We start from the raw sequence: 14903 nt of genomic DNA on the forward strand, positions 1-14903 counted from the left end.
TCTTATTTTTAAGATAGCTTTTTATATTGTTACAATTGGTCTTATTTGTTTTCCTTTAAGAGCAAGTAGTATTGTGTCAATAACTTTTGAATAGTCTGTAACAAGAGAATTTGGTTTTGATATAACATTGTCTTGAATCATTGGGGAAAAATAAATATTTTTAGTATTTATAAGTGAAGATATATTTTTAAGAGTGAGTCCTAATGCATCATTTGATGATAATGCAATTACGACTGGTTTATCTTGTCCTCGTAGAAAAGATTTAATTGCCATAGTAACAGGAGTGTCGTTTATGCCATTTGCAACTTTTCCTAATGTATTAGATGTACAAGGGGCAACTAATAATAAATCTAAGAAGTTTTTAGGTCCTATAGATTCAGATTCTTCGATGCTTTTTAATATGGCATGATTAGTTTTGACTTTCAAAAATTTCATAGTTTCTTCTGGAATTGCAAATCTATTTTTGATTTTTTGAACATTGAAAGAAACAATAGGATATATATCAGCACCTAATTCTATAAGTTTTTCCATTAGAGCAAAAGATTCATTAAAAGTACAGAATGATCCTGTTATGGCATATCCAATTTTTAGACCTCTCAAATTTTCCATAAATAACCTCTTAAAATATTGATAAAAAGAAAATCATATATAAGAAAATATTCTTTAATATATTAAAAGGTTACTATCACAAGAAATATTTTCAGAGTATTTATTTAATCCTCTGATATATTTTTATAAAAAATATATCATATTCTTTTTGGTCAATAAGTTTAAAGTTATTTAATTGTATATTTAATTTTACGGACTGATTTATAGGGTAGACTTTGGTGTATTTATCTTTTATCATTGTTAAGTGTATTTCATCATAGAAATCTGTAAAATATTTATATATTTTACTTCCTCCTATTATAAAGATATCTTTTGGTGTATTTAGTTTTAAAACACTATTTATATCATTGAAGACAGTATAAGATTTGTCCTTAGGATTACATAAATTTCGAGATATAATTATATTTTCTCTATTTGGAAGAGGTTTGTTATTTAAACTATTGAAGGTTTTTCTACCCATGACGACTATATTATTAATAGTTTTTTCTTTGAAGATTTTTAAATCTTCTTTGATGAAATAAATGAGATTATTATTTATGCCTAGTGAACTGTACTTGTCTATACATGCAATTAGTTTAATCATGATTAAATTCCTAACTCAAATTTTAATTGTGGTGATGTATATTCATAGTTTTCAATTTTAAAATCATTAATTGTGAAATTATAAAAGTCATTTTCATTAGTATTTAATTTTAAAATGGGTTGTTTACCAATTTTTCTATTAAGTAAGATATGTGCTTGATTAATATGCCGATCATAAATATGTACGTTATTAATAACGTGGGTAAATTTTCCGGGTTTTAAATTACACGTTTTTGATATCATCATTTGAAGGGATACATATTGTATTGAATTTATTGAAGATGCTACTAGAAAATCTGAGCTTCTTTGTATTAGCATAGTATCTAAAAAATCTCCTCTTACAGAGAATAGAGTTTGAAATGCACATGGATTAAGTCCATCGCTATCATTAAAATCTTTTTCTTGCCATAAATTCATAATATGACGTCTTCCGTATGGATCTTTTTTTATTCCATTGATTAATTTGTTTATTAGGTCATATCTTTTTACAGTTTCTCCATATCTTATACCAATTGTATTTGGATATTTCTTGCTTTCCCATTCATCCCACCAAAAAATATTGTATTTATTTCTTAGTATGTTTAAGTCTGATGTCTGGTCTTGATATATCCAAAGTATTTCTTTTATAGCATTTTTGACTGGAATATGTCTTAATGTTATTATGGGGAATTCATTTTTGGATATGTCATAACTTTCTATATAGTGAGTTATGAATTTTGAATATGCAGGAGATCCATCTTTATATTTTGGACGTGGATTTTTATCAAATATTCCATTATCCAATATATTTTGAATGCACTTTTTATGGTTTATATCAGCAATACAAATCATCTTTTAAATTCCTTATAATAAATATTATTTAAATGATACTAGATTTTTAGTGTAATTTCTATATTAAAGTTAAAATTAATGAATAAATTGAAGTATTATGATAATATATTTAATTTAAAAATTTAACACTTAGCGTGATGATTCAGGGGTGATAGAATGGATTGTTGTTTAGTTATAGATATCTCAAAAATAAATTTGAAAATAATGTGTATTACACTTAGAAATGATAAAATATTTCTACAAGAGGTTCATAGATGCTCAAAAATTACTGCAAATGGTTTGAATTCTATGAAATATTTAAATGTAGATAAAATAATAAAGGAAATAAATGAGGCTTTAGTTAGTGTTAAACAAATAGGGTATAATATTGAATCAATTTCTATAAATTCTTCTATAAATGAACCCGTTATTTTGGATGATAAAAATAATTTAATAATGGAAATATACTTAGGCATAAATATGAAATCTATTTATTTAAATAAAATAGTAAATGAATTAGGGGCTGCGTATATTTATAGAAAAACAGGAGTTGAACTTAATAGTAATGACACTTTATGTAAACTTTTAATGTACAAAGATTTGTATAAAAGTGAATTTAATAATATCAGAAAAATTGTTTATTTAAGTGACTATATAGGCTATAGGTTAACTGGAAATTTATTCAATGAGAGAACTCAACTTGGATTTTCGCAGTTATTTAATTTTAAAAACCAAAATATTGATAATGATATAATTGATTATGTAGGCTTTGGAAACGAAGTAGAGTTTAATATAGTAGATTATGGGAAAAGTATTGGTAAGTGTAAAGTGAATGGGGTAGATGTAATATCACCTTATGGTAATACATTATTATCATCATTATTTACTACCCGTATATTAAATAAAAATTCTATATTTATAGTTAATTCTAACGAGGGTATTATTGGATGTACCGAAGATTTTTCTAAAATGTATCTTGAAGGTTCTAAATTTGGATTAAATCATCAGATGATTAATAGTGATTTAGTAAAAATATTTAGATATATACCTTGTTATAAGTTAGTTGATGATTTTTTGAAAAATATAGAAAATAACTTTATGGTCGAGAACTTATGGAATATTTTAGATAGTAATGGAGATATAAACTATATTATAGATTTTGATAGTGATATATTTAAAAATTCGGCGGTATTAATGAATATCGTAAAATATTATTTTGATTTTAAATTAAATAGTATGCCAAATTCAATTTCTGATTTTATAAGAATTGTTTACAATAGTTTTGCTGTGTATTATAGGAAGTGTATAAAAGATTTTGAAAAAGTAACAGGTGGAATATTTGATAGTATATGTATGGTTGGAGAGTATAGTTTAAATAATTTTTATAATCAATTTATATCTGATATTACATTGAAGGATTTGGAAATTGGACCTAAAGATTCTGGAATTATAGGGAATGCAATAAATCAGTTTATTGCGATTGGTAAGATAAAAAATATTTATGATATAGATGATTTGCTTAAAAATTCATTTAATTATTCAAAGATAAAATATAGTGGGAGAAAGATTGAGTACCAATATATAGAAAATATAGTTTAATTTCTAAATAGCTACCTCTAGGAGGTAGCTATTTTATTGTTTAAATATGGATTTATTAGAATATTTTATGGTATAATTAGGGATAATTTTAGTTTGGGGGATAGTTTGATGAAAAAATATGTAACACTTGTTCCGGGGTCAAGTCATCATATATATAAGATAGGATTGGGTACATATGATATATTAAAAAGTGGATTATCTGATGAAAAATTGAGAGAATTATTGACTGATTTTTTAGATATGGGAGGAAACGTAATAGATACCTCAATATCTGAGTTAGGATTGAGAAGGGATGAAGTAGAAGAATCTCAAAAATTTATTGGTAGATGGATTAGTTCTTGTAATAGACGTGAAAGTATTTATTTGATTTCTAAAAGTTCGTTTCTTTTAAGTAATAATACTTTTGATTCTTTATTGAATGATTTAAATATTAGTCTAAAAAATTTAAATACCGATTATTTAGATTTATTTTTAATTGATGGCGATGATGAGAAAACAGATGTTTCATTAATACTTGGATATTTAGAGGATATCAAAAAGGATGGAAAGATATTAAATTATGGATGCTCTAATTGGAAGCCTTATAGAATTAGACAAGCTATGGAATATGCAAAGAAACATAATATAGGAGGTTTTGTAGTTAATCAAATGTTATGGAATGCGGGAGTTTTTGGAATGGATGAATCTAAAATAGAAGATAAGTATGTAAAGATGGATTCTGAAATGATGGATATACATAATGAATTTAATATATTAGCCATGCCATATTCCGCATTAGCAAATGGTTTTTTTGCAAAACTTTATTTAAATGAAATGGAGCCACAAACTGTAGATATGGAAGAATTAAAACTAACTTCACCATATTATACGGAAAAAAATTTGGATTTATATGAAGAATTGAAAATCATAGGTGAAAAGTATATAGCATCACCCTCATGGGCTGCACTTGGATATTTATTTAATCAGAATATAGAAACGTGTTCTATAATATCTGTTAATAATTTAAACCAGTTAAAGGAAGCCTTTGAAGCTGTTGATATAAAATATACTTTCGAAGATTTTAAGAGTATAGATATGTTTAATATTGATGAAATTTTAGTTTAATATTTTAAGAGATGAATATATAAAAAGTGTATTTTTAGGGGAAGTTATTAAAATATATCTATATATAGAGTTTTGTATTATTAAATTTCGGAGGGGAAATTTTGAGAGAATTTTGGAAAGATATTAAGAGTCATAAGTTTTTTACAATTTTTATTATGGTTATTATATTGATTCTGTTATATAAGGGTATTGATTATGTACCAGAAGTTTGGGGTAATATTAAAGTATTTTGGGTTAATTTATTTAGTATATGCCAACCAATAATTATTGCGGCAATTATGTCATACATATTAAAACCATTGGTAAATTTATTAGATAAAGGATATTTTAGATTATTTTATAAAATTAAGAAAGATCAAGATCCATTAGAAGTTGTTTCTAAGAAACAATTTGGTAGGATAAGGCTATTAACTGTTGTAACAGTAATGTTAGTTTTAGGATCTGCGGTTGCTATACTTATAGCATTTATATTGGAACCGTTTTTAAATAGTTTAAAAGCTCTTATAAAAGAGTTGCCAGCCTATGTCGATATAATTATAAGATTTTTAAATAATTTTGAGATTGATCCAAATATTATTAATGTAATAAATGAGAAAGTAGGATATTTCCTAAATAATAATTTTAAAAATCTTTTGGATGTGTCTATTTCTGCTTTGACGGCTTTTATTTCCAGCACTGGTGTATTTATATTTAATTTATTGGTAGCTGTAATTTTATCTGTATATATGTTAAGAGATAAAGAAAAAATATCAAAATTTTTCTCAACATTATCTGATATCATATTTAAAAAGAATATTAGTACGAAGATTAAAAATTTTACATTAGATTTTGATCAGGTGTTTGGTGGATATTTTACAGGACTTATAGTAGATGCAGTATTTGTTGGGGTTTGTTCATTTATTTTAACGTATATTATAAAAAATCCATATGCAGTTATAATTGGGGTGTTAGCTGGTATGAGTAATGTTATACCTTATTTGGGTCCACTGATTGGGGCTATAGGTGCTTTTGTATTGGGATTACCATCCGGATTTAGCGTAGCTATACTTGGATTTTTATTATTAATGGCATTTCAGCAGATAGAAGGTAATTTAATTCAGCCTAAGATACTAGGGGATTTTGTTGGATTGCCGCCACTTGTTGTTATAGTTTCTTTAATAATAGGTGGAGGATTGTTTGGAATTGGTGGAATAATATTATCATCACCTGTTGTTGGTGTAATTTCTCTCTATTATAGGAGATATTTGAAGAAGATAGATAAAGAAATTTAATAAGTGTAAAGGTGTATTGATGTGATATCAGTACACCTTTATGTTTGTTTAAGTGAAAATATATTTCCATCATCATCATTGAATTCTGTAAAGATTCCATATCCTGTATCTAAGGGTTCTCTTAAAAATTTTACACCTTTTGAAGAGAGTTCGTTGTATGTTGATTGTATATCATCGGTAAAGAATGTTATTTCTTTATATGATTTTTTAGAATCAGTTCTTAAACTTTTTGGATATAGTACAAGTGATGTCGTGCCTTCCTGAGGGATTACTTCTGTCCAAGTATATTTTCCTTCTATTTGGATATCTTCTTTTATTTTAAAGCCCATTTTTTTTGACCAAAATTCTTTAGCTTTATTTTGATCTTTAACGAAAATAAATACATTACATAGATTTTTAATCATAATTTTCACCCCTATAAAAAATTAAGGTTAATAAATTTTTATGATTATATCGTAAAATACTTATATTTATTCAATAATTTTTAGTAATTAACGGTTAATTAATAAATTGAATAAATTAGTTAAATAATTTAATTAATTAATATTAATACTAAAGAGTGTGGTAATGAAATTTTTACATAGAGTTAAGGTGATATTTATGAGTGATAGTTTGAGAAAGTATCAAGATATTTCTGTTAATTTAACTTTAGATAATAGGACAATATATTTAGATAATCTTCACGATGAGGATTTTTTAGATTTATATATTTTAAAAAGTTATAACGAAGAAGTTTATTCCAATTTTATTAATTTTATATTTTCAGAGAATTGGGATATATTAAAAATTGTTGAAGACCCTTTAACTTGGCAGAGTGATAGATTATTTAAAATTAGGGAGTTAGCTAATAGGAATAAAAAAGAAAAGCTTGAGAAGTTTGAGGTGAATGATGATTTTTCAAGCATAAAAGAGTATGAGATATTTTTAGATGATTTTTATAAGGGAAACATAAACAAAAATTTGGATTTATTAAATGCGCAGTATAGTAGCATGAATGATGTTATTTTAAATTTAGATAAGTTGTGTAAAGAAAATAAAAGTAGGGATTTATATATAGGGTATCCGTTTGTTGAGGGATATATTGACAGCACAAGTTTTGTTCGTATGCCATTTTTTTTAATACCTGTTGAAGTTTTTAATGATAATAATGAGTGGTTTATAAGGAAGAAGATTGAAAGTAAAATAAAGATAAATAGATATTTGATTATTATACTTCAAAGGATTTTTAAACATAAGAATTTGGAAATTAAGCTTGATTATGAGTTTAAGAAAGATTTTAAAAGAGATATTTTAAAATTAGCATTAGATTTTTTGAAAAGTTTAGATATAAGTTTTAGTAATAATGAAGGAATTTTAGATAATAAGTTTGATGAATTTTCAGGTGTATTAAGAAGTTTAAGTAGTGATAATCCATATTTAGAGATTAAAAATTATTTGGTTCTTGGTGATTTTCAGGTAATAGGAGAAGAGTATGAAGATTATGAATCACTCATTTATGTGGATATATCTAATACTCTTGTAGGGAGATTAATTTCTGGAAGTGATAACAAAGAGAAATACAAGGAAGATATAAACAAAGAAATTTATGTGAGAGATAAACTTGATTTTAGTCAGAAACAATCTATTTGTCTAAGTGATGAGAGTTATATTACACTTGTAAATTCAAATTTGGATGTGGGCAAGGATACTACTATAACTAATTTTGTATTTGATAAGATTTGTAAAAATAAGAGTTTGCTTATAATTTCTAGGGATAAGGAATATTTGGAAAAATTGTATAATGAATTCTCTTTTACAAAATCAATTATTATGGACTTATTCCAAAATGATTTTTATCAAAAATTTTATAGAAGTTTTGATAGGATACTTAATTTTCGAGAAGATTTTGAAATAAAAAGGGTATTTAATGAAATTTTAAAAGAGATTAATGAAAAGTATAATTTTATAGAAGATTCTAATGGCATTTACAATAAAATAGAGAGCTTTGGTTTGTCGCTTAAGGATATGTATGAATTAACTATGGATGTAAGTGACAGTAGTATTGATAAAATGTCATTTAATAAATTTAAATTGAATAATCCTGTTTCTGGTTGTACATTCAATGAGATTGTGCACGCAATTGATGAAATTAAAGATAAAAATTTGATAGATATTTTTATATCTCATAAGGAATATTTAAATAAACATAAAATTTTAAATTTAATCAGAGAAGATTTTAATTTCGAAGATATAAATTTATATTTAGATAAATTAAAGGCTCTTAGACAAAAATATGATAAGTTAGCTTTAAATTTTGAAAAAAATAAATGTAGTCTTAGTGTGATTAGGTTATTCAAAGAGAATAAATTTTCTAAAGATGAGATTATAGATAAGTGTTTTAAATATAGTGAATACTACATTGAATCTGAAAATGATAATAATTATGATTCTTTAGAATCTTGGTTTAAAAGTTTAGGTTTTGGGAAAATCAAAAGAAAAAGTATTGAACTTAACAGGCAAGCTTTATTAAATACTGAGATGTATTATGAAGCTATAAAAGAAATTGATCATGATATTAGTTTTATTGGAGATATAGTAAAGCATGATAAATTTGAATTTATTAGGAATAGAATATTTGATTTTAATGATGTAACGCATTATACAGGTAATCTTTTGAATATGATGGATACTTTTCATGAATTTATAGAGTATAGTTATAAAATTAAAAATTTCAGTATGCTTGTTAATGATATATTAGAATATATATATGATAATTCTATCAATGAGAAAATGATGCGAGATAATTTAGATAAAATTTTGAAATTTTCTATATTTGTAAATATTTTAAGACGTCATAATAAACATGGGGATACACTTGAGAATTATAAAATGGTTGATAGATATTTTGATAATCTTATGAAATTATTTGATAAGAGAGCGTGTAATTTAGAAAGATTTGTATTAAATAAGGTTCTGTCTGAAGCAAAGGAAAGTTTAATTAATAATGATAATAAAATAGATAAAAATTCTTTTTCAAATATTTCTAGATATTTAATTAAAGATTTTATAAGCACTTTTAATAAGGAATGTTTAAAATTATTTCCATGTTTTTTAATCGATTATGATAGTTTGTCTTCAAATATACCTTTAATCGAAGGATTATTTGATTATATAGTTTTTGTAGATGGACATAATTATTTTTTAGAAGATATTTTACCTGTAGTGTATAGAGGTAAAAGATTGGTTGTATTCGGAAGTGATAATCAAATTAATTGCAGTAGTAAGAGTTATAATATAATATCTTATGATGTTACAGAGATTTCAAATAATGTGTTTAAATTTGTGAGTGATAAATTTAATAGGGTAAATTTAAAATATATGTATCCGTCTGGAAATGAAATTTTTAGGGATATATTAAATAGTTTATTTAGTATTGAAGACATTATTTCATTACCTAGAGACAGGAAATATTCAGATATTGACAATCCATTTATGATATTTACTATAGGGAATAAAGGTATAGAGAATATAAATGAATATGAGGCTAAATTTGTTGTAGATCTTTTATTTAAACATTTGAAAATTAAGAAATATGAGGATTCTATTGGAATAATTACAATTAGTAAAAGTCACGCAGATTTAATAAAAAAAGTAATTAGTGATAGATTGAAGGTAGATGAGGAATTTAATTTCTTGTATAACAGGGAATGTAAAAAGTATAAATCAAATGCTGGAATATACATAAGTAGCATTCCTGAAATTTTATATAAGAAGATAGATATTGTGATATTTTCTCTAGGTGGTGAGAGAAATATAGAAAATGAGGTAGAAATTAAGTTTAGTGATATAGAAGGTCGGAATTGTAGAAATAAACTAAATATGTTTTTAATGATGACTCAATATGAAATGGATATAGTTACGTCACTCAGTATAAGTGATATTGAGAGTAAAGAATATTCAAATGAAAACGCAAATATTTTAAAAAAATATTTGCATTATGCCAATGAAATTTATAATGGTAATGTGGATAAAATTATGAATGAGTTAAATTGTGATGAAAGTGATAATAGTAAAGTTAATAAAATATTAGATATTATTTGTGATAAGTTACTTGATAGGGGACTTATTGTAGAGAAAAATTTCGGAACTTCATTTTATAAATTTGATTTTGCGATATATGATAAAGACCTTAAAAAATATGTTTTATTTGTAGAACTTGAATCCAGTATAGTTGATAAATTCAAGTGTAGGTTGGAGCAATATATAGATTGTTTTATTTATTTTGATAAACTTGGATATAATGTTTTGAAAATTTGGAGTAAAGATTTATGGAGTGATATAGATTTTCAGGTTGAGAATATAATTTATAATTATTTTTTAGTTAGGGATAAATTGTTGAAGTATAATTCTAATAGAAACTGCGTTGATAGTTTGATTAATAGAAATGGAGTATTAAGCAAGTTTGTTAAGATTATTGAAAATAGAAGAATAGGAATGCTTTTCTCTGAGAAGGCTGATAAAGATTTTATAAAAAGATAGTAGGTTACTACTATCTTTTTTTGATTACAAAATTATTTCAAAATGTTGAACAAAATATTGAAATATGTTAATATATTGTTTACAAAATATTGATAAAATTTGTAAGAGGGGATTATGAAAAGGGTAAAAATTTATGTTTTCTATAAGAACAAGCTTATAGAATGGAATATTGAAAGCTTTCAAAATAGTTCAGTTGAATTTTTATTAGATAAAGATATAACCTTATTTTCAAGAGACTATACATTTCATTTTGAATATGAAAATGGGAATTATATATTGAAATCTTTTAATGATTTTGAGCTTATTTATAAAGATCAAAAATTAAACTCAAAATTGATTATAGATGGAGATATAATTATATGTGATTTAATTAGGGATAAATCTAAGGTTATTTTATCAATACAGTACGAAGATTTTTCAAATTGTAATTTTTATAAGTGTAAAGTGAATGAAATTTCACAGATAAAGATTGGAAAAAATGAATATGCTGATATTATTTATGATAATGATGATATGCTTGACTATCATATTATTTTAAATTTTAGGAAAAATAGTGTGGAAGTTATAAGTAATGGTATTGGTTGTTATCTAAATAATAGGAAGATTTCAAAAGGTGAAGCTTTATTTGGAGATACAATTTTTATTTATGGACTTAAGATTATTTATTTAGGAAAGTATATTGCAGTAAATAATCCAAATGGAAAAGTATCTTCAAGGTTAAAATTTTCCAATGATGATATTGAAGTAATGGAAACTAGGAGTTTTACTAATATTAATAGGGAAATTGAAGATGATGGTAAAGTATATTTGGATTTAGATGAAAATGTAGAGTTTAGGGTTGATGCACCTGTTATTTATAATCATAATTCCTTGAAATTTTTGTTTATTGGATTAATCCCATTAAGCTTAATAGTTTTAGCAGTTTCTATGTTATTTTTGTATTATATAGGGGCAAATTCTTTTTATTATCTTTTAGTTAGTTCGATTGGAACTTTAGTTATTGTATTACTTATATGTTTATTATTTTATTTTAAAGTAAATAGGAGAAGACAAGAAGAAAAGTACAATTCTTATTTGGATGATAAGTTTAAGGAAATATCAGTAATTAAAGATGAATGGGTAAGGGCTTTATCTCAAAGATATCCAAGGACTATTGATTGTTATGAAAGTGTTATTAATTTTGATAATAATGTTTGGAATAGAGTTGGAAGAGATAATAATTTTTTGAATTTGACAATAGGACAAGGTGAATCTTATTTTGGGAATTTAAAAATATTAACTAAAAATGTTCATGATAATAGACTTTTTGATTCCCATAAAATACTTAAGAAGGTGCCAATAACTATACCTCTTAAAAAGATAAGTAAGCTTGCAGTTGTGTCAGACATGCATAAAATTTATGATGTATTTAAAAATTTTATAGTACAATTTACGAGCAATAATTCTTATAAGGACTTGAAAATTGTTACGATTGCATCAAAAGATCATGAAGAAAACATAAATTATTTAAAACTAATCCCTCATGTGTATTCTGATAAAAATGATTTTAGATATTTTGCTATAACTGATGATGAAGTAATTGATGTTTTACATAATTTACGCAAAATAATTAAAGAGAGGGAGAGCATTTTAAGACAGAATACTAATTATGTTTTTAAGACATCTTACGTTGTTTTTTTATTTCATAATTTTACTACCCCAATGAATCAATTTTTAAATTATATAAAGAGTGTTAGTAGTAAGATAGATGTTCATTTTGTGATTTTTACTATAAATAATAAGGATATACCTGAGTGCTTTAAATATATACTAAATGTTGGTGAAAGAGAGCAGATTCTTTATAACATTCGAGAAAATGGAATTAAAAAAGTTGTTTTATCTTATGACTATGTTGACATAGCTAATTTGATTGATATAGATAAATTTACGGATACATTATCTAAAATCAAATTAAGCACAGAAGGAGTGATTAAAGGATTTGAAAGTAGATCAATTTTTGGTTTATATAATGCTTCTTCTGTTAAAGATCTAAATATAGAAGATAGATGGAGAAAGAATAAGTTATTAAGTTCTTTAAATATTCCTGTGGCTACTAAGAATTTTAAAGATGTATTTACTCTTAATATACATGAGAAGCATGATGGAATAAATGGAATAATATTCGGTGAAAGTGGAGTTGGAAAGACCGAATTATTGAAAAATATGATTCTTTCTTACTCAATAAACTTAAGTCCAAATCTTTTAAATTTCATAATACTTAAATCTAATTATAATATAAAGTTAAATAATTTTGTACATCTTCCACATGTGATTGATATTTTGGATAAGGAAGATATTTCAGAGAAGAATAGATTAATAGAACTTATAAAAAATGAAATTAGTAGGAGACAAAAATTATTTGATAGTATAGGTGTTAAAGATATAAACGCATATTTGAATACTTATGAAAATTATTCCGATACTATAATAATTCCACATTTGATTATTATTATAGATGATGTTTGTAAAAATGATATCGACTTTATACGTGAGTTATCACAGTTATATTCATCGATATTGAGTATTGGAATTCATATTATTGTATCTTCTAATTGTGTTAGTGCATTTGTTAAAGAAGAGAAAATTTTGAGTAATTTTGATTTCAAAGTATGTTTTAGGTTATCTGATGTGAGAGATTTGTTTGAAATTATGGGAGAAAATGAAATTTTAAATCCCAATTCCACAGGTAAATTTAATATAAGATTGTCGGATAGTGTTATAGTTAATAATGTGCAAATTGTATATTCGAATTGTTATGTTGGGGATTATGAGGAGCAATTAGCTATAGAACTTGTAAATAATTGTGGTACTATTAGCAAAAAGATCATAAGAGCTTATGAGACGAATGAATTTTTGCTTCAGGAAGATGAAATAATTAATGAAATTTCAAGTCTTTCAACAAATATAAATATGAGATATATGTCAGCATTTAATAGTTCACTTAGATATTTAAGTCTTTATGATTTATCTGGATATAAGAGTAATTTTAATGGGTTTATGTGGACTGAATCTGAGAAACCTTGTTCGGCAATCGTAGGAGTTGTTGATGATCCTAAGTATCAGGTTCAAAGATTTTTAAGTGTGGATTTTAAGAATATTGGTAATTTATTTGTATTTGGATCACCGGGAACAGGAAAGAGTAATCTTATTAAGACACTTATTTATTCTTTATGTTGTGAATATAAGGAAAGGAATTTAAATGTGTATATAGTTGATCCTAATACTAGGAATACAGATTGTTTTGGTTATGCTCCACATGTTAAGAATATAGCTTATACTAAAAGTGAAATTAACTCGTTATTTAAAAAAATATTGGAAGAGTTTGAACTTAGAAAAAAAATATTTGATAATTTAGATATTTCAACTATAGATCAATATAAACTTAGAGTTGGGGAAGAATTACCAAATGTAATTTTAACAATTGATAGTGTACAAGAAATTATAGATGATAAGTGGGATTATATGAAATTTATCAGAATGATAGCAAGAGACGGTAAATTTTATGGAATCTATGTTTGCATAACTTCATCTGAATATGGAAATATAGAAATGAACTTAAGTGAGTATTTTGATAATAAATTCGTATTGAGGTTTAATGATGAATCTTTATACAAAAAAATATTAGGAAGGGAATATAAATTGAATTCCAAATTTAAAGGAAGAGGTATAGTTAATTATAGAGATTCTTTAGGTGATAGGATTCTTGAGTTCCAAGTTGCTCTTCCTATGTTAAGTAATAATGATGTTGATCTTAATAATAAATTAAAGCGTTTATTTATTCACATGAATGAAATAAATAATAAGATTTATGGTGGATCAGAAATTATGGATGTATTAGAACATGAGATTAATGAAGAGAAGCAATTAATTGAAAGTAGAACGGAATTAGATTTAAATAGTTTTTTAGATAATTTTATTAATGATTGTAATAATTTGTGTGTTGTACATGATTCTAAAAACAATGATGGAATTTTATATAATATCTATAAGATTGTAGAAGAAAAGGGAATTAAGTCTTATTTTTTTCAAAATAGAGATTTAGATGAGAATGAGGTAAAAGAATTTATAAATTGGCTAGATTCTGTTACTGATGAGAGAGTTTGTGTAATTATAAGTAATATAGAGAAATTGATATCTTTGTGCAATGATGAGATGATAGGATCATTAAATTCTATTTTAGAGAGGCAATCAAGAAAAATGTATTTTGTTACGTCGATATATAGGACTAGTAATATAGATAATAGATGTTCAAAGGTAATAGATTTATTACTTTTAAATGGGGCAAGCATAATTGTAAATGATGATGAGAATGCAACTATTTTATATAAATCTCAAGAGAATCTCATCAAGATAAATTAGGAATTTTGGAGG

General features: G+C 24.7%; 9 protein-coding genes. 5 read left to right on the forward strand and 4 right to left on the reverse strand.

What is annotated here, in order from left to right:
- Positions 1–21: 21 nt before the first annotated feature.
- The 3 genes from SFBMNL_RS02380 to SFBMNL_RS02390 all read right to left on the reverse strand — a co-directional run bounded on the left by SFBMNL_RS02380 (position 22) and on the right by SFBMNL_RS02390 (position 2022).
- Positions 22–609 carry a dipicolinate synthase subunit B gene (locus tag SFBMNL_RS02380; protein WP_005806819.1) on the reverse strand — a complete coding sequence of 196 codons (588 nt, stop codon included), beginning with the start codon at positions 607–609 and terminating at the stop codon, positions 22–24.
- 100 nt (positions 610–709) lie between these two features.
- A complete protein-coding gene (locus SFBMNL_RS02385) occupies positions 710–1192 on the reverse strand; it encodes a dihydrofolate reductase (protein ID WP_005806818.1) in 483 nt (160 codons plus the stop codon).
- A gap of 2 nt (positions 1193–1194) precedes the next feature.
- The gene (locus SFBMNL_RS02390) at positions 1195–2022 is read right to left on the reverse strand and encodes a thymidylate synthase (protein WP_005806816.1); all 828 of its coding nucleotides are present in this window, start codon (positions 2020–2022) and stop codon (positions 1195–1197) included.
- A gap of 156 nt (positions 2023–2178) precedes the next feature.
- Here SFBMNL_RS02390 and SFBMNL_RS02395 point away from each other — a divergent pair, with 156 nt between their 5' ends.
- The 3 genes from SFBMNL_RS02395 to SFBMNL_RS02405 all read left to right on the forward strand — a co-directional run bounded on the left by SFBMNL_RS02395 (position 2179) and on the right by SFBMNL_RS02405 (position 5975).
- Positions 2179–3600: an FGGY family carbohydrate kinase gene (locus SFBMNL_RS02395; protein ID WP_005806814.1), complete on the forward strand. Its 1422-nt coding sequence runs from the start codon at positions 2179–2181 to the stop codon at positions 3598–3600.
- A gap of 36 nt (positions 3601–3636) precedes the next feature.
- Positions 3637–4704 carry an aldo/keto reductase gene (locus tag SFBMNL_RS02400; RefSeq protein WP_173400378.1) on the forward strand — a complete coding sequence of 356 codons (1068 nt, stop codon included), beginning with the start codon at positions 3637–3639 and terminating at the stop codon, positions 4702–4704.
- A gap of 101 nt (positions 4705–4805) precedes the next feature.
- Positions 4806–5975 (forward strand): AI-2E family transporter, encoded by a 1170-nt coding sequence (locus SFBMNL_RS02405; RefSeq protein ID WP_042294372.1) that lies wholly within the window; start codon positions 4806–4808, stop codon positions 5973–5975.
- A 38-nt stretch (positions 5976–6013) separates the two neighbouring features.
- Here the strand turns inward: SFBMNL_RS02405 and SFBMNL_RS02410 are convergent, their stop codons facing one another.
- Positions 6014–6379, reverse strand: a complete 366-nt coding sequence (locus SFBMNL_RS02410) for a VOC family protein (protein ID WP_005806809.1) — start codon at positions 6377–6379, stop codon at positions 6014–6016.
- A 163-nt stretch (positions 6380–6542) separates the two neighbouring features.
- Here SFBMNL_RS02410 and SFBMNL_RS02415 point away from each other — a divergent pair, with 163 nt between their 5' ends.
- Positions 6543–10493, forward strand: coding sequence for a helicase (locus SFBMNL_RS02415; RefSeq protein ID WP_042294374.1), 3951 nt, complete (start codon positions 6543–6545; stop codon positions 10491–10493).
- A 114-nt stretch (positions 10494–10607) separates the two neighbouring features.
- A complete protein-coding gene (locus SFBMNL_RS02420) occupies positions 10608–14891 on the forward strand; it encodes an FtsK/SpoIIIE domain-containing protein (protein WP_042294376.1) in 4284 nt (1427 codons plus the stop codon).
- Positions 14892–14903 lie beyond the last annotated feature (12 nt).

This window comes from Candidatus Arthromitus sp. SFB-mouse-NL, from assembly GCF_000709435.1.
Lineage (GTDB): Bacteria > Bacillota > Clostridia > Clostridiales > Clostridiaceae > Dwaynesavagella.